The 24,118-nt window shown below is 38.5% G+C and carries 20 protein-coding genes and 6 tRNA genes; 14 read left to right on the top strand and 12 right to left on the bottom strand.

Annotation, left to right across the window (positions count from 1 at the left end; translation table 11 throughout):
• Nucleotides 1–9 precede the first annotated feature (9 nt).
• From CCS77_RS00520 to CCS77_RS00540, 5 genes are read right to left on the bottom strand one after another with little or no spacing between them, the layout of a single operon-like run.
• Entirely contained in the window at nt 10–1,743 is a 1,734-nt protein-coding gene (locus CCS77_RS00520; RefSeq protein ID WP_107916251.1) for an ATP-binding protein, read from the bottom strand.
• On the bottom strand, nt 1,743–3,410 hold the full coding sequence (locus CCS77_RS00525) for a fatty acid--CoA ligase (RefSeq protein WP_107916252.1): 1,668 nt from the start codon (nt 3,408–3,410) through the stop codon (nt 1,743–1,745). Before CCS77_RS00525 ends, CCS77_RS00520 begins: the two co-directional genes overlap by 1 nt.
• A gap of 8 nt (nt 3,411–3,418) precedes the next feature.
• Nucleotides 3,419–4,642 (bottom strand): OmpP1/FadL family transporter, encoded by a 1,224-nt coding sequence (locus tag CCS77_RS00530; RefSeq protein ID WP_107916253.1) that lies wholly within the window; start codon nt 4,640–4,642, stop codon nt 3,419–3,421.
• Nucleotides 4,639–5,490, bottom strand: a complete 852-nt coding sequence (nfo, locus tag CCS77_RS00535) for a deoxyribonuclease IV (RefSeq protein ID WP_107916254.1) — start codon at nt 5,488–5,490, stop codon at nt 4,639–4,641. The genes CCS77_RS00530 and nfo overlap by 4 nt, the downstream gene beginning before the upstream one ends.
• On the bottom strand, nt 5,487–5,957 hold the full coding sequence (locus CCS77_RS00540; RefSeq protein WP_107855959.1) for a hypothetical protein: 471 nt from the start codon (nt 5,955–5,957) through the stop codon (nt 5,487–5,489). The genes nfo and CCS77_RS00540 overlap by 4 nt, the downstream gene beginning before the upstream one ends.
• A gap of 65 nt (nt 5,958–6,022) precedes the next feature.
• On the opposite strand from CCS77_RS00540, the gene CCS77_RS00545 reads away from it, so the two are divergent.
• Nucleotides 6,023–6,097: transfer RNA gene (locus tag CCS77_RS00545), tRNA-Glu, on the top strand.
• Nucleotides 6,098–6,307: 210 nt separating this feature from the next.
• Here CCS77_RS00545 and CCS77_RS00550 read toward each other — a convergent pair.
• Entirely contained in the window at nt 6,308–8,725 is a 2,418-nt protein-coding gene (locus CCS77_RS00550; protein WP_107916255.1) for a bifunctional diguanylate cyclase/phosphodiesterase, read from the bottom strand.
• Nucleotides 8,718–9,581 (bottom strand): cytochrome-c peroxidase, encoded by an 864-nt coding sequence (locus tag CCS77_RS00555; RefSeq protein ID WP_107916256.1) that lies wholly within the window; start codon nt 9,579–9,581, stop codon nt 8,718–8,720. The genes CCS77_RS00550 and CCS77_RS00555 overlap by 8 nt, the downstream gene beginning before the upstream one ends.
• A 150-nt stretch (nt 9,582–9,731) precedes the next feature.
• Here CCS77_RS00555 and CCS77_RS00560 point away from each other — a divergent pair, with 150 nt between their 5' ends.
• The 7 genes from CCS77_RS00560 (at nt 9,732) to CCS77_RS00590 (ending at nt 11,424) form a co-directional block, all read left to right on the top strand.
• Nucleotides 9,732–10,223 carry a type II secretion system protein gene (locus CCS77_RS00560; RefSeq protein WP_107791205.1) on the top strand — a complete coding sequence of 164 codons (492 nt, stop codon included), beginning with the start codon at nt 9,732–9,734 and terminating at the stop codon, nt 10,221–10,223.
• 144 nt (nt 10,224–10,367) lie between these two features.
• A complete protein-coding gene (locus CCS77_RS00565; protein WP_161545281.1) occupies nt 10,368–10,820 on the top strand; it encodes a type II secretion system protein in 453 nt (150 codons plus the stop codon).
• 166 nt (nt 10,821–10,986) lie between these two features.
• Nucleotides 10,987–11,064 (top strand) — tRNA-Pro (locus CCS77_RS00570).
• A gap of 9 nt (nt 11,065–11,073) precedes the next feature.
• Nucleotides 11,074–11,150: transfer RNA gene (locus CCS77_RS00575), tRNA-His, on the top strand.
• 6 nt (nt 11,151–11,156) lie between these two features.
• A tRNA-Arg gene (locus tag CCS77_RS00580) sits at nt 11,157–11,233 on the top strand.
• 15 nt (nt 11,234–11,248) lie between these two features.
• Nucleotides 11,249–11,325, top strand: a tRNA-Arg gene (locus tag CCS77_RS00585).
• A 14-nt stretch (nt 11,326–11,339) separates the two neighbouring features.
• Nucleotides 11,340–11,424, top strand: a tRNA-Leu gene (locus CCS77_RS00590).
• Between the two features lie 668 nt (nt 11,425–12,092).
• On the opposite strand, the gene CCS77_RS00595 is transcribed toward CCS77_RS00590, so the two are convergent.
• From CCS77_RS00595 to CCS77_RS00615, 5 genes are all read right to left on the bottom strand, one after another.
• Nucleotides 12,093–14,537, bottom strand: a complete 2,445-nt coding sequence (locus tag CCS77_RS00595; RefSeq protein ID WP_107916258.1) for a molybdopterin-dependent oxidoreductase — start codon at nt 14,535–14,537, stop codon at nt 12,093–12,095.
• 20 nt (nt 14,538–14,557) lie between these two features.
• Nucleotides 14,558–15,127: a hypothetical protein gene (locus CCS77_RS00600; RefSeq protein ID WP_107916259.1), complete on the bottom strand. Its 570-nt coding sequence runs from the start codon at nt 15,125–15,127 to the stop codon at nt 14,558–14,560.
• Between the two features lie 166 nt (nt 15,128–15,293).
• The gene (locus CCS77_RS00605) at nt 15,294–16,895 is read right to left on the bottom strand and encodes a flagellar hook-basal body complex protein (protein ID WP_107916260.1); all 1,602 of its coding nucleotides are present in this window, start codon (nt 16,893–16,895) and stop codon (nt 15,294–15,296) included.
• A 5-nt stretch (nt 16,896–16,900) separates the two neighbouring features.
• Nucleotides 16,901–17,608 (bottom strand): flagellar basal body rod modification protein, encoded by a 708-nt coding sequence (locus tag CCS77_RS00610; protein ID WP_009295055.1) that lies wholly within the window; start codon nt 17,606–17,608, stop codon nt 16,901–16,903.
• 8 nt (nt 17,609–17,616) lie between these two features.
• Nucleotides 17,617–19,017, bottom strand: coding sequence for a flagellar hook-length control protein FliK (locus CCS77_RS00615; protein ID WP_103650031.1), 1,401 nt, complete (start codon nt 19,015–19,017; stop codon nt 17,617–17,619).
• Nucleotides 19,018–19,150: 133 nt separating this feature from the next.
• Here CCS77_RS00615 and CCS77_RS00620 point away from each other — a divergent pair, with 133 nt between their 5' ends.
• From CCS77_RS00620 to CCS77_RS00645, 6 genes are read left to right on the top strand one after another with little or no spacing between them, the layout of a single operon-like run.
• Entirely contained in the window at nt 19,151–20,446 is a 1,296-nt protein-coding gene (locus CCS77_RS00620) for a DUF4910 domain-containing protein (RefSeq protein WP_320205274.1), read from the top strand.
• Complete coding sequence (locus CCS77_RS00625; protein WP_107916261.1) at nt 20,443–21,939, top strand: amino acid adenylation domain-containing protein; 1,497 nt, start codon at nt 20,443–20,445, stop codon at nt 21,937–21,939. The genes CCS77_RS00620 and CCS77_RS00625 overlap by 4 nt, the downstream gene beginning before the upstream one ends.
• Entirely contained in the window at nt 21,936–22,166 is a 231-nt protein-coding gene (locus CCS77_RS00630) for a phosphopantetheine-binding protein (protein WP_107791211.1), read from the top strand. Before CCS77_RS00625 ends, CCS77_RS00630 begins: the two co-directional genes overlap by 4 nt.
• Nucleotides 22,159–22,947, top strand: a complete 789-nt coding sequence (locus tag CCS77_RS00635) for an AAC(3) family N-acetyltransferase (RefSeq protein WP_107916262.1) — start codon at nt 22,159–22,161, stop codon at nt 22,945–22,947. Before CCS77_RS00630 ends, CCS77_RS00635 begins: the two co-directional genes overlap by 8 nt.
• Nucleotides 22,944–23,396: a hypothetical protein gene (locus CCS77_RS00640; protein ID WP_087581962.1), complete on the top strand. Its 453-nt coding sequence runs from the start codon at nt 22,944–22,946 to the stop codon at nt 23,394–23,396. The genes CCS77_RS00635 and CCS77_RS00640 overlap by 4 nt, the downstream gene beginning before the upstream one ends.
• Nucleotides 23,386–24,072 (top strand): class I SAM-dependent methyltransferase, encoded by a 687-nt coding sequence (locus tag CCS77_RS00645; protein WP_107916263.1) that lies wholly within the window; start codon nt 23,386–23,388, stop codon nt 24,070–24,072. Before CCS77_RS00640 ends, CCS77_RS00645 begins: the two co-directional genes overlap by 11 nt.
• The last annotated feature ends 46 nt before the right edge of the window (nt 24,073–24,118 follow it).

Here is a 24,118-nt window from a genome sequence, read left to right on the forward strand (position 1 = left end):
AGATAAGGCCTAAGAGCCAAATCCCATCTTTTTATCCTCGCCAAAGCTTGAGTTTAGCTCGCGCTCTATCGTGGTTTTGAAGTCCTCAAAGGTAAAAATCCCATCATCTTTTATAGCTACTTTTAAAGCGGTATTTTTTAACGCAAGGACGATCTGCGCGCCACTTAGGTTAAACTCAGCCAGCCTTTCAACGCTAAAGCCATCTTCAAAGCTTGCATTTTCAGGCAAAATTTTACGCCAAATGGCGAGCCTGCCGTTATAATCAGGCTTTTTAAACTCGATCTTGTAGTCAAATCTTCTAGAAAACGCCACGTCAAGGCTTTGCAAGAAATTTGTCGTTGCGATCAGCACGCCCTCAAAACGCTCGATCTGCTCTAAAAAGATATTTTGCATTTGATTGTGCATCTTCTCAGCCCCGCTCGAGCTCTCCACTCTCGTGCTTAAAAACTGATCAGCCTCATTTAGTAAGAGCACTGGCTCGCTGCCACTTTTTTTGCAAATTTCTTTGTAAGCATCAAAAATTTTCCTTACATTTTGCTCGCTCTCGCCGACATATTTGCTTAAAATTTTTGAGCAGTCAAAGCTTAGAATTTGCTTCTTTAGGCTCTTTGCAAGCCCAACTGCGCTCATGGTCTTGCCAGTGCCAGGCTCGCCGTAAAAGATGATCTTGGCGTCTATGTTTTTTCTAGTTTTTATGCCCCAGCTGCTAAGTCTAGCGAGTACTTTTTTATCGACTTGCTTTAGTATCGTGCTTAAAAGCTGCTTTGTCTTCTCATTTAGCACGACGTCTTCTAGGCTCGTTACAGGCTCAATGAGCTCAAAAATTTCTTGCTCTTTTACTAGGCTTTCTATCTTGATTTTCTTGCTGTTTTTGTCATTTTTTGGGTGCATTATGCTTTGCAAAATTTCTTCGTTTATAAAAAAGCTCTTGCTAACGTTGCCATAAGCGTTTAAAACCTCGTCGTAGTCGATTAGTGCGCCTTCTATGAGCCTTGAGCCGTCCTCTAAAAGAGTGCGATTTTTGATGCGTTCAAGCTCATCTTTGCTTATTAGCCCAACTAGCGTGTTTAGGTCGCGACCATTTTCAAAGTCGCCCGCATACTCCTCTTTTAAAAGGGCTAAAAATATGATCTGCTCTTTTTCATCAAGAGAATTTTCTTTAAAAATTTGCTCTATTTTTAGGCTGATCTTGCTTAGTTTTACGCGCTCATTTATCCGCTTTGTAAGCTCAGAAATTTGCTCATTTATGCGCTTTTTAGCGTCATTTGAGCCACCTTCAAATATCGCAGCCTTTGAGTAAAGCTCTATCTTTAAAAACTGATCTTTTAAATACTCTAAATGATCTTCATAAGGTGCAAGCTCTGGTAAATTTATATCAGCGTTGCCATCTTCAAGTATCTTTAAAAACGTGCTTGAGAGTGAAATTTCAGAGTGAAGTAGCGAGAGTAGCCCTTGGCTTGAGCTTTTTTGCGAGTTCTCTGGCATTTTAAAGAGGCTGTAGTTTTGCACTATCCAGCCGCTATCCAGCAAATTTTTTATAAATTTAAGGTATAAGAGCTGCTTTTCATTTTGCGTGCCAAAAACAGCTCCAAGTAGCTCAAAAACGCTCATGCTAGCCGTGCCTTGCACGTAGGCTTTGCTTAGGTATTTTAAAATTTCTCCCTCTTCATCGCCGCACTTTATAAGCTCGTAAATTTTACTTTTTTTGAGATCTTGGTTTAGAAAATCAAGCAAATATTTCACTAAATTTTATCCTTTATCTGCTCTTTTAGCACACGTTTTAGCACCTTGCCAGTAGCGTTTCTAGGCAGCTCCTCGGCAAAATAAATACTTTTTGGAATTTTGAAATTTGCTAAATTTTTCTTTAGATGCTCTCTAACCGTCTTTTCATCAAGATCCATGCCATCTTTTACCTGTATGAAAGCGACGACCTCTTCGTCTGCATGCACGTCTTTTACGCCGATGACTGCTGCAGCTTCGACTGCTTCAAGCTTATAGATCACCTCTTCGATCTCGCGCGGATAGATGTTTATGCCCTTTGATATGATGAGGTCTTTTTTGCGATCAACGATGTAGATAAAGCCCTCTTCATCGATCTTGCCAAGGTCTCCAGTCTTTAGCCAGCCATTTATGATGGTCTCATCAGTCACACCCGGCATGCCGTAGTAGCCTTGCATGACGCAGTCACCTTTTACGATGATCTCGCCTATCTGGCCAACTGGAAGCTCCATCATCTCATCATCTACGATCTTGACCTCATAGCCATTTAACGCTGGGCCCACGCTTAGAAGCTTTTGCTTGTCAAATAAATTTGCCGCTACGACTGGCGAGCATTCGCTAAGGCCATATCCTTCAACTAGCGTTGCACGCGGGAATTTCACTCTAAAATCATCAATCGTTTGCTTAGCAAGCGGAGCAGCGCCACTTACAAATAGCCTTATGCGGTTAAACCATCTAAAATACCAAGGAATTTTTGCCTTGCCGATGGCTGTATATATGGCTGGGATACCCAAAAATACAGTAACTCTTTTAAGTAGCGTCTGTTTTAGCACATTTGAAAATGGAAAGACCGATCTTACGAGCACCATCGAAGCGCCTGCATATATCGGTAAAAGCACCATTGCTGTGAGCGTGAAGCTATGAAACATCGGCAAAAATACGATAAATCTATCGCTTTTTTTAACCTTGAAACGCTCATGAGCGCCGATGACGTTTGAGAAGATATTTTTATAGCTTATCATAGCACCTTTTGGCTTGCCTGTAGTGCCTGAGGTGTAGATGATGTGCATGAGATCGTCTATTTTAGGGTATTTCGTGATGCTTAGAGTGTATTTGTGATTTAGCGCTTCGCTGAAATTTACATTTTTTACAAAGCCGTTATTTTCATAGCCCTTGCTCATATCCTCTTTTGAAATTTGTGGTGTAGAAGAGAGATACGCACTCTCGCCATACTCCTCATCAACGCTTACATAGTCGTCTTTTGAGGCGCTTTGAAGTTTTTTTGGCGTTTGACCGATCCAGATGATCTTTCTTAAAATTTCAAGCTCGCTAAGTGCGATTAGCTCCTTTGCAAGTGAGCTAGAGGCGAAAAGCACCCTTGCACCGCAGTCATTTAAGATATACTCAAACTCATTTGTTTTTAAAAAGGTATTCATCGGCACCGCAACCGCACCGATAGCCGTGATAGCAAGGTATGAGATGATAAATTCTTTCGAATTTGCCACCGCCATAGCCACTTTGTCGCCAAAATTTACTCCGCAAAGCTGCAAGTAAGCCGCCACTTTATCGACGTTTTGCTTTATTTCGTGGTATTTTAGCTTCTCTTTTTCGTCAAAGATCGCTATCTGGTTTGGACTCTGCTTTGCTACTTTGGTCAAAATTTCATAAAAATTATTATAAGAGTATTGCATTTTTAGCCCTAGAAAGAGTATTTAAATGTCATTGCAGCTATCTGAACGCTACTTGCGTCAAATTCGCCAGACATTGAGCCAGCGCCAGTTTTTATATCTGTCGCACGCTTTTTGTCTCGGTGCTGATAGAGATAGCCTAGTCCTAGCTCTAAATTCGGCGTAAATTTATAGTTTGCCCCAAACGAATATGCCTGAGAGGTGGTGTTTGGAAGCTCTAAGCCAGTATGCTCGCTGCTAGTGATATCCTCATCGTATGAAAAGCCAGCCATTAGCCTAAGCTTCTCATTTACGTCGTAAGCAAGACCTATCCTATATGTGTTTGTATCTTTTGCATTTTTAACGACTGGATCGTCCATTAGTTTTACGAAAGCAGGATGTGAATGATCCGCCGTCTTATCATTATATTCAAAGTCATAATCTTTAAATTTAGACCAGTAAGTCCTCTCGAAAGCAAGCAAAAGGGTAAAATCACTAAATTTATATCCAGTCGCAAGCACTAGCTGTGCAGGTAGGGGGATCTTGACACTAGTTTTGCCATGATAGCTAAAAGGTGCTCCGTTAAAATCGGCATCGGTATTGCCTTTTAGCTCCATATCAACATTTGAGCGGTAAGTCACTGCAAAGCTTAGCTCCTCGATAGGTCTATATGTAAGAGCGACGTTGTAGCCGTAGTTTATGCCATCACCTTGTATCTCTCTGTAGCCAAAACGTCCAAAATCACTTGCTATCTTGCCCTTGCTATAAACGCCTCTAGCGCCCAGAGCAATGGCAAGTTTGTCATTTATGCGGTAAGCCACGGTTGGATTTAGCTCGACAACTTGTAGTTTGAACCTCTTGCCAGTAAAAGCAGTCTCTGGATCCTCCCACGAGATGCCAACAGCAGCGGGCACAGCAAGAGCTAGTCCAAATCTCCAGTTTTCATAAATTTCTGGCGTTACAAAGCTAAATGTGCCAGCTAGTGAGTCAAATTTCTCTGAGCTGTAGCTCTTGCCACCATCGCTTTTAAAGTCGATGGAATTTATATGAAACCAACCAAGCGTGCTTTCAAAATGGTGAAGCCCGTCTAAAAACATCATATTTGCAGGGTTAAAATAAGCCGCATCAGCCCCAAAACTAAAGGCTACGTTACTAGCAGCAAGCCCTAAAGAGTCAGCACTTTGCTCAGGGACCTTGTAACCCCCAGCATTTAATAATGAACAAGTCGCAACAATGCTTAAAAGCACTCTTTTCATAGCTTTTCCTTTTCTAGGTTTCTTAAAATTTTGATCTCATCTTCCCAAATGCTCTCATCAATCGTCTCTAAAATTAAGGGAATTTCGCCTATTTTATCATCATTTATTATATTTTCAAAAGCGCCAAGTCCAAGCTCGCCCTTGCCAAGGCTCTCATGCCTATCTTTTTTTGAGCCAAGACCAAATTTAGCGTCATTTAGGTGCATGCCAGATAGAAATTTATAGCCGATGATCGCATCAAATTCGCCCATCGTCTTAGCGTAAGCCTCTTTACTTCTTAGATCGTACCCAGCGGCAAATGCGTGGCAAGTGTCGATGCAAACGCCAACTCTGCTCTCATCATCCACACGCTCGATCAGATACGCCAGCTGTGCAAAATCAAAGCCTAAATTTGAGCCTTGTGCGGCTGTGTTTTCGATGACTAGTTTTACACCGCTTGTTCGTTTTAGCGCTTCGTTTATGCATCTTGCGATGTTATCTAGGCACTCATTTTGGCTTATTTGCTTTAGGTGTGAGCCTGGGTGAAAATTTAAAAGCTTTAGTCCAAGCTTGCTAGCCCGCTCTATCTCGTCGATAAAGGCTTCAAGGGATTTAGCTCTTGTCTCTTTTTCTGGATGGCCTAAATTTATGAGGTAGCTTGCGTGTGGCAAGACGTGATCGGCGCTTATGCCAGAGGCTTTTAAATTTGCTTTAAACTGCTCTATCTCGCCCTCGCTTAGCTCTTTTGCGCTCCATTGGCGCTGGTTTTTTGTAAAAAGTGCAAAGGCATTTGCTCCTATTTTTGCAGCATTTATCGGTGCGTTAGATACGCCTCCAGCCGCGCTTACGTGAGCCCCAATGTATCTCATTTTAACTCTTTTATTATCACTTTTATTTTATTTTTGCTGTCGATAAATTTGACGTAGTTATCGCAAACTTCGTATTTTATAAAATAAGAACTTAGATCTTGTCTAAAGCCGCACTCCGTGGTGCTCAGATCTTTGCCGTCATAAATTTTTTGCCTTTGCAAAATCTCTTCAAAAAGGCTCTCATAATGTGGCGCTAGAAAAAATTTCTCGTTAAATTCAGTCTTTTTAAAACAAGCGCCATTTACACAAATTTTGTCCTTTATGTTGATATTTGCGGTATTTACGCCAGAGCTATAAATTTGCAAATTTAGATCATTTTTGTATGTGTGAAAAAATCCAACATCATTTATCTTTATCATCGGAGAAAATAAAGTGACCTGAAAAGCTTGCGAGCTTTGCGGTGTTTTAGTCGCAACACAGCCTGAAAAAATGAGAGCAGATAATAAAACAAGTGAAAATTTCTTCAACGATTTGTCCTTTTATGTAAATTTAAGTTAAAAAGTAATATAATCCCAACTTCATAACCGACCGTGGCCCATTCGTCTAGCGGTTAGGACATCGCCCTTTCACGGCGGTAACACGAGTTCGAGTCTCGTATGGGTCACCACTTCTAAAAGACAAAATCTTATCCACATAAGCTTTAAAATCTAGTTAATCCAAATTTCAAGATTTCTAAAAACAAATTCCTAAATTTTCGTTTTGTAAAAAGAGATCAAATTTCACGTCTAGCAAAATTTAAAAAAGAGGTTTCGCACGAGTATAAAAGCAAAAAGCAGTTAAATTTAGTTTTTTATAGGCTCTAAATTAACTGCAAAATTTACATCTGATGTGGCTTGCCTAGTAAAAATCCCTGCGCGTATGAAATTCCAAATTTCTTTATATATTCTAAAATTTCTTCGTTGCTCACAAACTCAGCCACTATCTTATAGCCTTGTCTTCTAGCAAAGCTCACGATAGTCTCAACCAAAACCCTTGCGTTTTCATCGGTTGGTAGCTTTTTGATGATCGAGCCATCTATCTTGATGTTATCTATATCAAGCTCTAAAATTCGGTAGTAGTTAGAGTAGCCAGAGCCAAAGTCGTCGATTGAGATTTTACATCCATATTTTTTAGCTCTTTTTATAAATTCATTTGCCATGCCGTAGTCGCTAAGCTCTTCGCTCTCTAGCATCTCAAAGCAAACTCTACTAGGATCTGGACAGCTCTCTAGCTTTTCATCTAAAATTTCTCTAACACCTGGATCGGTTAGATCCGAGCTTGAGAGGTTGATAGAAAATGTATAGTCTGGATATTTTTTCACTAGATCAAAGGCTAGAGCGATCACCTTTTTTGTTATCTGAAGGTAAAGTTGTGTTTTCATCGCGATCTCTAAAAACTCGCCTGGGTAGCGGATCTTGCCATTTTGATCGACTATGCGCACCAAAACTTCGTAGTATTTTGCCTCTGTTTCATTTTCATGCACGTTAAAAATTCCCTGACACTCGACTATCACCTTGTCGTTTTCTAGAGCGTACTCGATGAGTTCGGTTATGAGTTGGTTTTTATAGTATCTCATCTCGATCGCGTCATTTTCTAGGTAGTAGTAGATCTCGTTGCCGCTATCGCTTGCTTGTTGATTAGCTAGGATCGACTGCATTAGGCGGTTTGTTTGCGGTGTGTCATTTGACAAAGAGACGCCAAGAGTTATCTTGATGCCAGGCAGGTTTTCAAATTTACCGTCTATCTCGATATTCATCCTACTAAAGTTAAAATACTCTTTTATAAAGCCGATATCTCTAACGATGTCATCGCCTTGATACCAGATGTAAAACGCATCATCTTGAAACCTAAATAGCTCAGCATTTATAGAGTAGGTATCAACGCAGAGCTTTAGCGTATTTGCCACTGCTTTTAGCATGGCTTCGATGACCTTGTTTTGGTAGAAAAATCTTAGCATCTTATAGTTTTTGATGCTTATGCTGATCAAAATTCCATCTTTTTTCGCCTCTACCATCTCAGTTAGGGCAAAGTAGTTGCCAAAGCCAGTTAGCTTGTCGATTGATGATTGAATTTTTATCTGCTCATTTTTTTGAGTTAGCTCTTTAAGCATGCTAAGCTCTTTTGTCCTATCAAGCTTTATAGCCATGTATCCTTCTAGCTTGCCCTCAAAGAAAAATGGCGCAAAACGCACCTTTTCATAGAGCAGTTTGCCGCTTTTTGTCCTGCTTATTAGCTCGTCGCTCTCCCATGAGATGTGCTTATTTATAGCATTTCTTATCTCAGCGTAAAAGCTCTCTGGGTGCATATTTGATTTTAAAATTTTAGGACTTTTGCCGACAACATCTTTTAGTTTATAGCCAGTTTTTGACTCAAAGGTTTTATTTACATATAAAATTTTATTGTCATTGTCGCAAAAGACTATCGAGCTGTGTCCTGCATCCACAGTCGTTTTTAGTAGTTTTATCTGCTTTAGCTGTTTAGTTAGCACCCTTGCTTGGTAAAAGGCCAGTGCGCAAAATAGCACGAAGCTTATAAAACAAAGCACTTGCATTATCACTATATTTCGTATCATTATGCTGTAAGAGGCTAGGGTGTCATCTCTAAATTTTCTTAGTGTTTTTCCAAGTTTTAGATCAACAGAGTCTTGAGCTACGGCACTTAGTTTTTTTGCAAATTCAAGCGCGTAAGTTGCCTTATTTAGCACCAAGATCGCTTTTGTGTCGTATCTGTAGATATCTTTATATTTTTCTATCTGCTCTTTTGTTTGATTTAGCGTCTCAGGGCTGATTATGGCTGAGCTTTTTATCGCGTGAAATATCACATTAAGTGCATCTAGCTTCTTCTCTGATGCTATTTCAAACTCACCTGATAAGATATAAGCAGCCATTGACGAGCTAGCGTAGTTTGACCTATCTACAAGCCTTTGTTTTTTTAAAAAGTCGTCGTTTATGACCTTTAAAGTTTTGGCATTTTTCTCTTGGTAAAAGACATGTATGATCTCGTTTAGCTCATCAAGTCTGGTTAAATTTTGATCAAAACTTTTTAAATTTTTATTTACATCGTCGTAGTTTAGACGAAGTACGTTATTTTCTAAGCTAAAGCTTAGCTCGTTATCTAGCAAGATAAGGCTTAAGATCGTATCGTTAAATTTACTAACAGCAGTAACAGCTCTATTTGCCATATAGATGTAAGCTGAGCTAAAGAAAAAGACGATCGCTAGGACGATTAAGATGATATTTGCTTGTCTTTTATTCATTTAGTATCCTAGGTCTGCGTCCATTTAGCGTTTGCAAAAATTTATAAATTTGCCCCAACTCTTCGCTACTTAGTGTGTGGATCAGCTGATGATAGCTCACAAAGCCTATGACCTCTTTTAGATCGCTCATTTCGCCACTGCTTAGATATGGAGCCGTTCTTGTTACATTTCTAAGCGAAGGCACACGCATAAGGCGTCTGCTCTCACCTGCATCTTTTAAGCCTACGTTTTGCATCAAATTTCCGCCTAAATTTCTACCATTGTGGCATGCCACACAGCCTATTTTATTAAAGAGCTCAAAGCCCTTTTTCGCCTCAGCATTTATGGAGTCATCATTGCCAGCTAGATACTCATCAAATGGCGAATCAATGCTCAAAACCGCCTTTTCAAATTCCACCAAAGCATCTACTATATTCTCGTAGTTTATGCCATCACCATATGCGTCATTAAATAAAATCGCATACTCGCCTATGCTTTTTACTTTTTTTACTATCTCATCTTTGTTTGAATTTAGCTCATTTCTAGAATTTATCGACTCTTTTACCTGATCTTTTAAGCTTCTTACCCTGCCATCAGTAAAAAATAGAAAATTTAAAGCCGAATTTAGCACGCTAGGCGGGTTTATGACGCCCTTTTGGCTAGTGTAAGATGAGTTTGTACCACTTAAATTCCAGTATAAGTTGTGGCAAGTTTCGCATGAGTAGTTTTCGGTGGTGCTTAGCCTTTTGTCAAAAAAGAGCTTTTTGCCGATGTAGGCTTGTTTTTCGTCATATTTTGATGAAAGCACTGGCTCAAATGATGAATTTGCGCTCAAAATACAAAAAGATACTACCATCCAAAATAAAACTTTTTTCATAAAATCTCCATATTCTTGAGCGTCATTATAGCGGAATTCTTTTTCATAACTACCAAATCGGCTAAATTGTAAAAAATTTAGTTTTTATTTGTCTTTTGAAAAAAATGTTGTATAATCCGCGAAAAATTACACAAATTTCAAGGAGGAACCATGAAAAAAGGTTTTACAATGATCGAGTTGATCTTCGTGATCGTCATTTTAGGCATATTAGCCGCAGTCGCTATACCAAGACTAGCTGCAACAAGGGACGATGCAGAGATAGCTAAAGTTGCTACAAATATACAAACGCTTGTTTCTGACCTAGGCTCTTACTACACTTCACAAGGTAAGTTTAAAGAGGCAAGTGGTGCTACGGCTGCTGCTGATGGCGAAGTAACAGCTGATTTTGCGCAAATGACAAATGTTCCAAATCCTGTTAAAGCTAAGAACGAAGAGTGTCTAAATTTAGGTACAGTAAATAATAAAAACGGTACTGTTGGAGCTACTATTAAAGTTGGCGGACTATGTCAATCAGTATGGAATTTACCTTCTATGAGAAGTATAGCGGCGCTAATAACAGGTACCACAACTGCATCTAATGCTGACGTTGCAGCTGCTAATGGTAAATTAAAATTTGGTGGTACTGGCATTAAGTGGGAATAACTTTTAACCTTTACTTATTGGCAAGGAAATTCCTTGCCACTCTTCTTTAACTTAATTTCAAAATTTATCTTTCATTTATAAAAATTCTAGCTATAATCTCGCAACTTCAAATTCAAGGATGAAGTAATGAAAAAGGCCTTTACAATGATTGAGCCAATTTTTGTAATAGTCATTATGGGAATACTGACCGCAGTTATCATCTCTAAGATAAACGCCACAAGAGAGGACGCCAAGCTTACAAAAGTTATGTCAGAGATAGCAGTTGCAATTCAAGACATAAATACCTACTACATATCAGAAGGCAAGCTGGCTATTGACACCAAAAATAACAGAGTTGATTTTAGAGTGATGACAAATGCTGGGGTTGTAGATAGCTCTGGTGATCTTGGCTTTTTTGCTAAAAATGAAAAGTGCATTTCATTAAAATTCTTTGCCGCAGACCAAAGCTGCTTGGGAGTAGATATTAGCGAGCAAGGCCTATGTAAAAAACTTTGGGAAGCTCCAGAATTTAAGCGCTTTAGTCAGACCATGATAAAGCCAGCACAAGGAGCATTGCCAGCTCATATCAGCTTTAGCGCTGTTCGCATCGTTTTTTAGCTAGATGTTTTTTCAAAAAGCTTTAAAGTCTAAAATTTACACTTAATTCTTGAAATTTTATAAAAATAAAGTCTAAAACTAATTTTTTCTTGACAACAATAACATTTTTAGATACAATGCGACTTTTTAATGAGGTAGTGGCATAAACTTACAAACACGACTCAGGCGGGGTGTAGCGCAGTCTGGTTAGCGCATCTGGTTTGGGACCAGAGGGCCGAAGGTTCGAATCCTTTCACCCCGACCATGTTAAATGGTGAGTGTAGCTCAGTCGGTTAGAGCATCAGATTGTGGTCCTGAGGGTCGTGGGTTCGATTCCCATCACTCACCCCATTTTGGGCGCTCGTAGCTCAATTGGATAGAGCGACAGACTTCGGATCTGTAGGTTATGGGTTCGACTCCTATCGGGCGCGCCACTTGAAAGACTTTATGCGCTCATAGCTCAGCTGGATAGAGCAACGGCCTTCTAAGCCGTAGGCCTCAGGTTCGAATCCTGATGGGCGTACCACTTATTATTGTTGTGCGGATGTGGTGAAATTGGCAGACACGCCAGACTTAGGATCTGGTGCCCCACGGCGTGGAGGTTCAAGTCCTCTCATCCGCACCATCTTTTTTTAAACTCCATCTTTAAAACTTTCAGAAACTCGATTTTCATTTGAATTTATCAAATTTATTTTGTGAATTCGGTAAAAATATCCATTTATTAAATGATCCGTATCAAATTTATAGACTCAAAATTTCAAATTAACAATTAAATTTTGAACCATTTGCAAGCAATAATCTCGTGTATATTTGGCAACGCTGCGATATTGGTTGTAGGCGAGGCGCTGTTGGTAAATTTAACTTTAGAGCTTCAAAACACAAAAAATTGTGGCTTAAATTTAGAAAACCGAGATACTTAAAGAGTAAAAGAGATGAAATTTGCAATAGAAGCAATAAATTTAAGCTATTAGAAAAGTATATTTCTTTTGTGGTGGTAGTTGTGCTGATATTTTCCCACTAAATTTAACTACAAAATCAAATAATCTAGAAATTTACGATCAAATTTAAGTCGCTTCGGGCTTGGATTTAAATTCTTGCTACCAAATTTATTAGCCAAAGTGATAACTAAATTTGAACTGCCCGAGAAATTTGCTCAGCAAGTAGCTTGTTTAAATATTTTTGTTTTTAGAAGCTAGAAATTTATTGTGGTTGAAACTTTAGCTATTTGCAGATTTAAAGCAGCACATATACGTCAAATTTAGCCCCCAAGTGAGGGCTAAATTTATATAAATTCTACAAAGATTGTAAAATTTTTGGTTTAGAAAACGCAGTGATCGGTTTGATCTCGCCTTTATATTTTTCTAAATTTACAAGGATCGTGTGTCCGCAGTTGCTTTGAGCGATGCTAGATGTGCCTTTGTCGCGAGTTAGGACATTGACGCAGCCATGCTTGCAAAGGCTCTTCTCGCCTAGCACTTCAGGATCGTACCATGCACCCTCGCAGATGGCGATGACGTGCTCTGGGATGATGTCAGTGACAAGCGCGCCAACTAAAATTTCGCCCCTGTCGTTAAATACTCTTACCACGTCGCCAGTTGCGATGCCCTTTGCCTTGGCGTCATTTACGTTTATTAGCATTGGCTCGCGTGCGCATACTTCAGCGTAGTTTCTGATTATTGAGTTATTTAGCTGTGAGTGGAGGCGGTATCTTGAGTGCGGAGTCGTGACGCTAAATGGATACTTTTTGGCTTTTTCGCTGCCAAGCCACTCAAACGGCTCGATCCAAGCAACGTGTGGCGCAAAGTCTTTGTAGCCAAATTTAGCGATAGTTGGAGAGTAGAGCTCTATCTTGCCAGATGGCGTGCCTAGGCGGTTTTTGTGAGGATTCTCTCTAAAAGCGCTAAGCCTTGTGTAGTATCTGCTAGCTTCGTCATCTTGCTCAAATCTAACATATCCCTCTTTCCAAAACTCATCAAAGCTTGGCATCTTGACATTTATGCCCTTGGCTTGCTCGGCTGCGTCTGCGTAAAATTCTTTCGCCCAGCCAAGCTCATCTTTACCCTCTGTAAAGACCTCTTCTCTGCCCCAGCGTTTGCAGATTTGTGAGCAGATCCAGTAATCGCTCCTGCTCTCGCCCATAGGCTCTACGACAGGCTTGTAAGCTACGATGTATTCGTTTGTAGGCACGCTTTGGTTGATGTCGTTTCTCTCGACTTCAAGGGCTACTGGTAAGACGATGTCGCTTAGTTTTGCTGTGCTTGTCCAAAATGGCTCAGCGGTTATTACGGTGTCAAATTTACGCCACGCTTTTACGGCGTTATTTACATCCTGATGCCTTGTAAACATCGATCCAGACGCCATGTAAGCCACTCTCATGTGTGGTAGCTTGATCTTTGAGCCGTCATAGTCTATCTCTTTGCCGGGGTTTTGCAAAGCCTCGATCGATCTTGAAGATGGGATGGTGACGTTTTTAAATTTCTTCCAAGGAGCGCCATCTACGTTGTCGTATTTTTCGCTGATGCTAGTGCTGATGCCTTTTAGCACCGGAGCGATCTTATCCGTAGCGCCCGCAGAGTCGTATCCTAGGCTAAACTCAAATCCAAGCCCCTCTTTGCCTATCTGACCTAGCATCGCACTAAGTGTTACGATGCCCCAAAAGCCCATCTCGCCGTGATCTTGTCTTTGAAGTGATCTACCTGCGATGATGACGCTTGGCTCTTTTGCAAGTGCTGTTGCAAATTTAGCGATATCTTCAGCTTTTACGCCACAAATTTTGCTCGCCCAGTTGATATCTTTTACCACTTTGTCAGTTGTGCCAAGTAGGTAGTCTTTAAATTTATTAAAGCCAACTGTGTATTTTTTGATAAATTCCTCGTCATAAAGCTTGTTTTCATATAGATAGTGGCACATGCCAAGCATCATTGCTACGTCGGTATTTGGACGAACTATGATAGCTTCAGAGCCAAGATATCTTGTGGTGTCGTTTTTAAAGACGCAAACGCTATAAGTTTTTATGCCTGCTTCTTTTATCTTTTTGATGCCAAGATAGCCATCGTGTGTTGGTGGTTGCCATGAAATTTGACCAGTTACAAGCGGGTCAGTGCCCCAAAATACAACGTTTTTAGCGTTTTTAGCGATAGCCTCCCACTTTGTCGGAGCATCATAAACGGCGCTGTTGCCTAAAACGTGAGGCATGATGACAAGGCCAGCACCAGTTGAGTAGTCGCCGCTCTCTTCTACGTATCCGCCAAGCACTTTTAGCATCCTGTGACCAACGGTTCTGCCCCAGCTGATCTTGCCACTACCGCCCCACCAGTAACACTCGCCGTAGATGCTCTCAGGGCCATACTTATCAAAATTTTCTTTTAAAGCTTTTGCTGCTAGATCAAGGGCAGTCTCCCAGCTAACGCGCACAAATTCCTCTTTGCCACGAAGCTCGCTCTTTGCTGCGCCTTTTGCTTTTAGATAGCTCTTTCTCACGTATGGATAGAGCACGCGGCTTTCGTTTTGGATGAGGTCTGGCAAGCTGTTGTTCATAGTATTTGGGAATTTATCGCCCTCAAATGGATCAACAGAGACGATTTGGTTTGAGTTGGTATTTGCCCAAAATAGCCCAAATCTATTTGCGCCAAAGGTCTTGTTTTGGTCAAAAATGGTCTTTGTCACACCCTCTATCTTGCTTGCCTGCGCTGCTGTGGCAGCAAGTGCAGAAAATTTTATAAAATCTCGCCTTTTCATATTTTCTCCCTTATGAAAATTTATTTTACTTTTTTGGCATTGTGTTGTAGGTATTTAAGCACTAAATTTAGATCAGTTTCATCAAGTGCAACAAATTTCGCATCGACCATACCAGATAAATTTGCTGGCCACTGAGCAGCTGTAAAGCTGTTTGGCTCATGCAGCCTGTGACATGCCGAGCAGGTCTCTTCGTAAATTTTCTTTGCCTTTGCGTAAAGCTCTTTTTGGTTGCCACCAAGCGCGTCATTTGGCACTTCATAAACGCCATCAGCTTGGTACCAAACCTCGCCATAGTCATCTTCAATATCTTTTACTTTTTTGAAATTTGCCTCGCTCTCGTCATCAAAAGCTACAAAAACTTCAGGGTCTTCTACGCTTCTTTGAAGCTGGGCCAAGTAGTTTGCCGACACTACACCACTAACCTTGATCTTACTCGTTTTATCGCCTTTTTCTAAGACTTCAACTGGCGTTAAAACCTCGATCTTACCGATCATCTTGCCATCAAGTGTTATGTTTGCATCTTTTGCGATCACATCAGCACCAAAGGCAAGACTACAAGCTAGCACTGGGGCTAAAAATAGCATTTTCATTTGACAATCCTTAAAAAAAGAAATTAAATGAATTTTATAACCAGCACGCTTAAAATTATATTGCTATATTTAGAGAAAAGTAAGTATTTTAGGAGGTTTTAAAGGGGTAAAATAAATTTAAAGTTATAAAAATAGGGCGATTGCTCGCCCAAATTTACTTTAAGGATTATTTCTTCATCTGGATAGCAGTTTGTATCATCTCATCACTTGTCGTGATGCTTTTTGCGCTCGCTTCGTAGGCCTTTTGCGTGACGATCACCTCGCTTAGTGCTTGACCAAGATCGACATTACTCATCTCAAGCTTGTTTGCCAAAATTTGCGCCCCATAAACGGTCTCGCCAGCTTTGTTTTTGTAAAAAAATGGCTCGCCAGAGTTGGCTGTGGCTTCATAGAGATTGTCGCCAACCTTTGCCACGCCTTGGTCGTTTATGAAGTGATAAAGCGCCACTTTTGCCACGGGGAATGCTCGAGTGTTGTCAAAATTTGCCATGATGTTGCCGCGGTCATCGACGCTATACTTTGAAAGTAGCCCCTCAGCGTAGCCATCTCTTTTTATGTTGAAATCTTTTCTAGCGTTTGCTGAGCTTGTCATGCCGTTATAAACATCCGCATCGCCGTCGCCTTCGAAGTTTAAATTTACGCCGCCAACGCTTGTTAGTGTATTTGCCACAAGCCTGCCACTGCCATTAAATGTAAGCGAGCCCATCGCGGTATTTTGCACGGCTCCGCTAACATCAGTTATCGTTGCCACCGCGTCCCAGATAGTCTGGTCGCCAGTTTGTGGGATCTGCTTGGTTAAATTTATGGTGACTAGGCTCTTTGTGCCGTCTGCGTTGTAGATATCAGAGGTTAGCTTTTCTTTGTTTGGCACTTCAACGAGCGAGGTGACTTCAGCATTTACCTCTAAATTTGCAAAATCCATAAATTTAAGGCTCTTGTCGTTTATCTGCCAAGTGCCGTCACTCTCAAGTGTGGTTGAAAACTCGCTAAATTTACCATCTCCGTCTTTTACTTTTACGACCACGCTGTCACCAGCTTTTGCGCCGAGTGATGTGGTGCTTAGCGGGATCTGTCCGTTTAGTGAGATCGTCTTGTTTGTATTATCAAGCGTGTAGGCGTATTCGCTAGCCTCAAGGGCTGTCGTTTTTTTATCTGTTATGCGGCTTGAGTTTAGGTTGCCTTTTAAGCTGATATTTGTAGTAGCCTCAGCTGGCATAAATAAAAAATGAGGCAGTGTTATGCCCTTTTGCGAGCCAGGATCGCCCAGATTTAGCTCTTCTTGCGAGACTGTGTAAGCTTGTGGGGCGCTTGATGTTTGACCATATTTTTTAAGAGCGCTCGCACTTGGCGTGGTTGGAGTGAAATTTGCAAGCGTGCCAAGGAGTAAATTTCCCCTAGTATCTACTAAATTTCCAGCCGCATCTATGTCAAAAGTGCCTGTTCTTGTGTAGTAGTTTTTGCCTGTTTTATCGACAACGCCAAAGAAGCCATCTCCGCCTATGGCAAGGTCAAAGTTGTTATCAGTGCTTTGAAAGCTACCATTTGACATATCAAGTGCAGTCGTTTGCTTGGTAGCTCCAAGTCCCACTTGATCGCTAGTTGGGCCACTTCCTGCTGAGACTAGGTTTTGGTTTATTAAATTTTTAAACTCAGGGATTGAAGCTTTGAAACCGACATTGTTTATATTTGAGATGTTGTTTGACCAAACATCCATGCCAAAGCTTTGCGTCTTGATGCCGCTAACCCCGTTGTAAAAACCTCTCATCATGGCTTTTAGCCCTCGTAATATTCAGATACTTTATCCATTGAAACGTATTCGCCAGCTACCTTCATCATAGCCTTGCCATCTACAAATTTCACCGCCTCGACTGGGTAGTTGCCTACTTGTGTTTTATACTCTTTGCCATCTTTGCCAGTGTAAGTCGCTGAAATGGTGTATGAGCCGTTTGGCACTTGATTGCCAGACGCGTCTTTGCCGTCCCAAGCTAGGTTATGAACGCCTGCATTTGTCTCGTTTAGATCAGTTGTTCTTACGACTTGACCATTTGCATTTTTGACCTCGATTTTGCCATTTGCAAGATCTGTCTTAAAGTAAAGCGCAAATTTTGCATCTTTTTTCTCATCTGTTAGTGTGACTGCATTTGAGCCAGTTGAGACCATCTTGCCAAGGGCTGAGATAGCGTAGGCGTTTGCGTTTGATTTTAGCTGATTTACTAGCTCTTTCATCGCTTTGTTTGTATTTTCTTGCATCTCGACTGATGCTAGCTGGCTAGTTTGCGTTAGCATCTTTTCAGTATCCATAGGACTTGTTGGGTCTTGGTGCTGAAGCTCGGTTAAAAGTAGCTTCATAAATGCATCTTTATCTAGCTGTCCATTTGGATTAGTTCCTGTGCTAGCTGCAGCGTCTTGTCTTGCTTTTGCCTTTTTCTCGGCATTTTTTTGCTGCGTTGTTTGTGTAGTTATATCTGAAACTGAAGCCATAATCTCTCCTAAATATATCTTGGTATTACTAGCTCAAGCAAGCTTTGTTCCGCTTGAGCGTTTTCGCTCTCGTCGCTTTGATTTGAGCTATATTTGTTCTTTGCTTGTTCTCTTTTTTCTTGTCTTTGGTTTTGGTCTGAGAAATTCATCTCAAGCTCGGTAAATCCCATATTTACAAGGCTGTTTTTAAACTCAGCTTGGTTTTGTAAAAAGAGGTTCATCGTAGCTGTTGTTGAGCTAAAATTTACATGCAAATTATTGCCGCGATTTACCATCGTGATCTCGACCTCGCCTAAATTTAGCGGGTTAAGCGTGATGTTAAAGCGAGTGATCGGCGCTTTGTAGTTTTGCACCTGCTCTTTTAGTGTAGAAGAGAAGTTACTAAGCGTCTCTTTTATCTCTGCCTTTGTTTGAAGCTGGTGTTTAGCGCTGTTTGCGATATCTTTTACCATTTGATTTAGCTCTGATTTATTGTCGCTGCTAAAAGTCTCCTCGCTTGGCTCAGCCTCTCTCATCTGCTCTCTTTCTGGAAAGAGTAGCGACTCAAGAGTTGGGGCTTTTTGCGCCTTTTGCTCGTGTAAATTTACCTTTACTTTTGGCTCTTTTGGCTGCTCATCTGGCTCAACGTCCACTATCTCATCATCAAGCTTTACTTCACTATCATCTAGCTTTTTAGGCTCTTCTTTGACTAAATTTTTAACTTCGCTGACTGGATTTGCCACCACCTCTTTTAGCAAAGTATCAAGCTTTACGACCTCTTTTGGCTCGTTTTTGATGATAGTTTGCTCGACCTCGTTTTTTAGCTCTTTTAGATAAAAAGGCTTGTCCTCAGTCTTTATCGGCGTGAAAAATTCCTGCTTGCCCAAATTTTTAAACATCTCGTTTAGTTTTGGCACATCTTCGTTTGAAATTTCTATATTTTCAAGGCCAAGGTCAAATTTCTTAGCAAGGTCGATAAGATCGCTAACGCTTTTAACGTTGCTAAGCTCTTCGACGTTTTGGGGCACACTTAAGAAATTTGCTATTTTGTCGCTGAAATTTGGAAATTTACTTACCTTTTCATTGCCGTTTAGTATCTCTAAAACTTGCAAAAGCTGCATGAAATTTGCATTTTCATAGAGCTCATTTTTTGTATCTTCGTCCAAATTTTCTTCAAGTGCGGCCGAAATTTTTGCCACGCTTTCGTTTTGCGCCTTTTCTATCGTCTCTTTTTGGATATCAACAGTTTTTACTATCTCTTTGACATCCTTTTCGGTGATCTTTTGACCGCTATTTGCCTTGCTCGCAGCCGCATCCAAAACCATAGACAAAAACTCGCCGTTGTTTTGAGACTTCTTCGCAGCTGCAGGCTTTTTAGTAGCCGCAGGAGCTAGCAAATCTACGTTGTTTTTTGCTGTGTAAGCTTGCATTTAATCCCTTTAAATTTAAAAACTTAACGCTTACATGCAAAATCTATTCCAAAAATTAATTTCTTGATATCAGCTTAAAATTTATAAAAGATTAAAAAAAATGGTAATATTTCATTTTAAAAAAGGAGTTTAAATGAAAATGCACGACATGGCTACAAAACTTTTTACAATTCCTCGTTCTATCACTGGAGAAGGATTTTTAAAAAGCTTGCAATTTATAAAAGATGAAGTTGAAAAAGATGGAGATAATTTTAAACTAAATATAACTTCTGTAAAAAGTGGCACCAAGTGTTTTGACTGGACCATACCTCCCGAGTGGGTTGTGAGAGATGCTTATATAATCACACCTGATGGCAAAAAGATCTGCGAATTTAGTAAAAATACACTTAATTTAGTTAATTATTCTGAAAAAATTCATAAAAAAATGCATTTAAATGAGCTTTTACCACATCTTTATTCTTTGCCTCATTTGCCAAATGCTATTCCTTATGTTACTAGTTATTATGAAAGACGTTGGGGCTTTTGTATTAGTAAAAAAGAGTTAGATACTCTAAAAGACGGAGTTTATGAGGTTTTTATAGATACTGATTTTAAAGATGATGGATCGCTTTATTATGGTGAATTATTTATACCTGCTACGACGCAAACAAAAGATGAAGTATTATTTTCAACATATCTTTGTCATCCACAAATGGCAAATAATGAATTAAGTGGCCCTGTTGTTATGGCAAAACTTATAGAGTTTGTAAAATCACTGCAAGATAGGCGCTATAACTATAGGTTTTTAATTATTCCAGAAACAATAGGTTCAATAACTTATATAAGTAGGCATTTTAATGAGCTTAAACAAAATGTTAAAGCCGCTTTTGTTATGTCTTGTCTAGGGGATGAAAAGGCATATAGCGTTGTTTTAAGTCAAAAAGAGAATAGTTTAAGTGACAAAACAGCACTTCATGCTATAAAACACCTTACAAAAAATCCTAAAATTTATAGTTTTTTACATAGAGGAAGTGATGAAAGACAGTTTAATACCCCATCTTTAAACCTTGGTGCGGTTGCGATATGTCGTTCAAAATTTGGAGAATTTAAAGAGTATCACAATAGTCTTGATGATTTAAATTTTGTTACACAAAAGGGATTAACTGGCGGGTTAAAATATGCGAAAAACATTGTTTTAAACCTTGAAACAAATGCAAAATTTAAGCTAAAAACAGTTTGTGAGCCAAATTTAGGCTCAAGAGGCTTAATATCAACAATAAATAAAGGCGCATATCCAAAACAGATGCTCAATATAAGACATTTTTTAGCATATTGTGATGGAGAAACCGATGCTTTAGAAATAGCTGATATTTTAGGAATTGAAGTAAGAAAGTTAAAAGAAATAATTGATCAGTTGATTAAATTTGATCTTATTGAGGAAGTCAAATGATAAAGCATGTGAGTGATCTTTTAACAAAGACAGCAGCCAAATTTCCAGATAAAGTAGCTATTGTTTCAAACGGAAGTCGTATTACTTATACTGAACTTGATAGGCTTTGTAAAAAAGTTGCGAGTGAAATTTTAAGAAAGAACATTAAAAAAGAACCTATTTTTATTCTGCTTAAAAAGAGTATTGAATGCATTGTGGCATTTTTAGGAGTTTTAAGAAGTGGCAATTTTTATGCCACTATAGCAGAAGATAGTCCAAAGGACAGAATTTTAAGTGTTGTAAAAAAAATAGAGCCAAAACTTCTAATTACAAGTAGTGAGTTTGATTTTTCGTATCTAAATTTACCTACCATTTTAACTAACGATTTTGAAAATTTTAATATTGATAAATCCCTTTTGGAAGATGCAAATATTGAGTTTGTGGATGCAGATCTTGCCTATATTTTATTTACATCTGGATCTACTGGAGAGCCAAAAGGCTTTGCAGTTAATCATTTAAATTTAATTGACTATATTACTTGGGCTGTGGAAAAATGGGGAATAAATGAGAGTGATATAGTTGCAAATCAAGCTTATTTTCACTTTGATAAGTCTGTGCTTGATATTTATCCTTGTATTTTTACTGGCGCAACATTGCATATTTTACAAAATAGTGATTATGCTTTTCCTAGCAAGATTATCGATTATTTTGAGGCTAATAACATCACACAAACAGGAATAACTCCACAAATTATCACATATTTTGCCAATACAAATGCGCTAAAACCACTGCCATGTCTTAGACGCGTCTTTATATCAGGCGAGATAACGCCTATAAAACAGCTAAAAGAGTGGGTGAGAATGTACCCACATGCAAAATTTATAAATTTATATGGTGCAAGTGAGGTAACAGGGGTTTGTAGTTATTTTGTGTGCGATAGAGAGCTTAAAGATGATGAGATTTTACCAGCAGGAAGAGCTTGTGAGAATATTGAAATTTTTTTACTAGATGAGAATTTAAATATTATTAATAAGAATGATGTTGGAAAAAGAGGCATCGTTTATGTTCGTGGCAGGTGCGTGTCTCAGGGCTATTATAATGATGTCGAGCTTAGTAAAAGTGTTTTTATGCAAAATCCAATAAATAATAAATTTAGAGACTATGTTTATAAAACAGGGGATGTTGCTTATTACAATGATCGAGGTGAGTTAGTTTGTGTTGGTAGAGCTGATAATCAAATAAAACTAGCAGGACATAGAATAGAGCTTGGTGAAATAGAAAGCATTATAGGTGCTATCGATGGTGTAAAGCGGACAGCTTGTGTTTTTTTGGATAACAAAATTTTTGCTTTTTATGAAAGCGATAGTGAAATCGATATAGCAAGTATTCTAAAGCAAAAACTACCAAGATACATGATTCCGAAATATTTTGTTAAAATTGATAAATTTAAATTAAATGTTAATACAAAGATTGACCGAAACGCGTTAAAAGATCTTGCAAAGGAGATGAGATGAACGAGGCAAAAAAATTACTAACTGAAATTTCAAAAGGCGATATTAGTGAAAATGAACAAAACTTATTGACAGGTGGAATTATAGATAGCCTTGATGTGATGGAGTTGGTTGAGCTTATATCAAAAAAATTTGGAGAAATAAATGCTAGTGATATAAATTCCAGCGATTTTGAAAGCATTAGCGCTATCAATAGCCTTATTAATAGAATAAAGGCAAAAAATGATTGAATTTAATGATAAAACCTACACCAAAGAAGATCTTAAAAATATACTTATTAATTTGGGGCTAAAAAAAGGCGATAAGCTTGTAGTCTCAAGCGAACTTTTTAAGCTAGGTAAAATTATTGGAGATAAAAATACTTTTTTAGATGAAATAATATCTACATTTTATGAAATTCTAGGTAGCGATGGTGATCTTATAATGCCAACCTTTACATATAGCTTTTGTAAGAATTTGGTTTATGATAATCTCAACTCAAAAAGCACAGTCGGTGCACTTGGTGAATATTTTAGGCATAAGAGTGGCGTAATTAGGACAGATGATCCTATATTTTCTTTTGCTATTCGCTCAAATAATCCAGAAATTTATTTAAAAGATTGCGATAGTTGCTTTGGAAAAGGTAGTGTGTATGATGTATTACGCGAGAAAGATGGCAAATTTTTAGCTTTTGGAGACGCAAGTAAAGGTTGGACATTTTATCTATATGCCGAAGAGATGGCAGGAGTTAGCTATAGATTTTTTAAAGATTTTAGTGGAAAGATAATCGATAGAAAAGGTGTTGAAAAAGAAAAAACCATAAAATATTATGTTCGTCATCTTGATAGGAATAGTATTTTAGATAAGCAAAAGCAAATAGATATGCTTAAAAAAAATAAAAATTACAACTATGCAAAATTTGCAGGTGGTGATATGGCTCTTATTGACTTAAGACAGTATTTTGAAATTTTTGTAAAAACAGTAAAAATGGATGAAAATATACTTTTAAAAGAAGAAGGAGAACGTATATGAAACAGTATGCTGATGATAATATTGTAGCTTTTGTTTTTAGAAATCTTAAGCGCGGTGATAAGATATTAGTTTTAGAAGATAATGAGACATATATAAATTTTTTAAAAGAGAGTGGATACGAAGTTATTAAAATGAGTGAAAATAGTTTTAATAGCAAATTAGTAGATGGCGCTTTTAGTTATCTTGGTCTTTGTGACATAAGCGTTAATAATCTTTTAGATAGTGCAAAAAAAAGTTTAAAAGATGGAGCTATTTGTGTATTTTGTTTCATTAAATCAGATGACTTTAGGGCGGATAGATTAAAGTCTTTTTCTAAGGAAGATATTAGGGATTTATTAAGGGATTTTGAAATTTTAAATATTGAAACTATAACTTTTACAACTCAAAATATGAAACAACTTAATGATATTTATATAGTAAGTGCAAAAAGGATTAAAAATGACAAATAAGACTATTAATGGGAGAGATTTGGCACAAGAATATTGGAATGGCAACTATTCTCAAGATATAGCACCAGTGTATCCAGTAAGCTATGTAACCGATTTTGCTTTTAAAAATTTTAAACCTGGTGGAAGAGTGCTTGATCTTGGATGCGGAATGGGCAGGCATGTTAAATTTCTAGCTCAATTTGGTTTTGATGCTTTTGGCTGCGATTACTCACCGCAAGGAGTTTTACATACCAAAGAGCTTTTAAATAGTGCTGGTTTAAAAGCAGATGTTAGAGAGGGCAATATGTTAAATTTGCCTTATGATGATGAATATTTTGATGGTTTGATTAATTTCGGAGTTCTTTTTTATGCAAAAGATGAAGCAGAATCAAAAAAAGCTTTAAGCGAAGTTTATAGGGTTTTAAAAAAGGGAGGTTCTGCGTTTTTTCAAGTAAGAAATTTAGAAGATGATAGATACAAACAAGCCATAAAAAAAAGCAAATACATAGCTGTAGCAAACCAGATCGAGGGAAGGATAGGATTTTTAGAAAACGGTATTCAAAATTATTATTATGATGAGGAAGTAGTCAAAAGATTGTTTGGTATCTTTGACAAAATAGAGATAAACTATATAAAGAGAAGTTACGATAATGAATCTTATCAGATAAGTTATTACTTGATTGGTGTTTGGAAGTGAGAGTGTTTTATTTATTCTAAAATTTTTCTTTTATAAAACAATAAAC

It is taken from the genome of Campylobacter concisus, assembly GCF_003048375.1.
Classification (GTDB): Bacteria; Campylobacterota; Campylobacteria; order Campylobacterales; family Campylobacteraceae; genus Campylobacter_A; species Campylobacter_A concisus_T.

Bases quoted from the DNA above. Each gene is read 5' to 3' on its own strand.
- CCS77_RS00525 (WP_107916252.1), bottom strand. From the start codon at position 3,410: ATGCAATACTCTTATAATAATTTTTATGAAATTTTGACCAAAGTAGCA.
- CCS77_RS00530 (WP_107916253.1), bottom strand. From the start codon at position 4,642: ATGAAAAGAGTGCTTTTAAGCATTGTTGCGACTTGTTCATTATTAAAT.
- nfo (WP_107916254.1), bottom strand. From the start codon at position 5,490: ATGAGATACATTGGGGCTCACGTAAGCGCGGCTGGAGGCGTATCTAAC.
- CCS77_RS00550 (WP_107916255.1), bottom strand. From the start codon at position 8,725: ATGAATAAAAGACAAGCAAATATCATCTTAATCGTCCTAGCGATCGTC.
- CCS77_RS00555 (WP_107916256.1), bottom strand. From the start codon at position 9,581: ATGAAAAAAGTTTTATTTTGGATGGTAGTATCTTTTTGTATTTTGAGC.
- CCS77_RS00560 (WP_107791205.1), top strand. From the start codon at position 9,732: ATGAAAAAAGGTTTTACAATGATCGAGTTGATCTTCGTGATCGTCATT.
- CCS77_RS00565 (WP_161545281.1), top strand. From the start codon at position 10,368: ATGATTGAGCCAATTTTTGTAATAGTCATTATGGGAATACTGACCGCA.
- CCS77_RS00595 (WP_107916258.1), bottom strand. From the start codon at position 14,537: ATGAAAAGGCGAGATTTTATAAAATTTTCTGCACTTGCTGCCACAGCA.
- CCS77_RS00600 (WP_107916259.1), bottom strand. From the start codon at position 15,127: ATGAAAATGCTATTTTTAGCCCCAGTGCTAGCTTGTAGTCTTGCCTTT.
- CCS77_RS00605 (WP_107916260.1), bottom strand. From the start codon at position 16,895: ATGATGAGAGGTTTTTACAACGGGGTTAGCGGCATCAAGACGCAAAGC.
- CCS77_RS00610 (WP_009295055.1), bottom strand. From the start codon at position 17,608: ATGGCTTCAGTTTCAGATATAACTACACAAACAACGCAGCAAAAAAAT.
- CCS77_RS00615 (WP_103650031.1), bottom strand. From the start codon at position 19,017: ATGCAAGCTTACACAGCAAAAAACAACGTAGATTTGCTAGCTCCTGCG.
- CCS77_RS00620 (WP_320205274.1), top strand. From the start codon at position 19,151: ATGAAAATGCACGACATGGCTACAAAACTTTTTACAATTCCTCGTTCT.
- CCS77_RS00625 (WP_107916261.1), top strand. From the start codon at position 20,443: ATGATAAAGCATGTGAGTGATCTTTTAACAAAGACAGCAGCCAAATTT.
- CCS77_RS00630 (WP_107791211.1), top strand. From the start codon at position 21,936: ATGAACGAGGCAAAAAAATTACTAACTGAAATTTCAAAAGGCGATATT.
- CCS77_RS00635 (WP_107916262.1), top strand. From the start codon at position 22,159: ATGATTGAATTTAATGATAAAACCTACACCAAAGAAGATCTTAAAAAT.
- CCS77_RS00640 (WP_087581962.1), top strand. From the start codon at position 22,944: ATGAAACAGTATGCTGATGATAATATTGTAGCTTTTGTTTTTAGAAAT.
- CCS77_RS00645 (WP_107916263.1), top strand. From the start codon at position 23,386: ATGACAAATAAGACTATTAATGGGAGAGATTTGGCACAAGAATATTGG.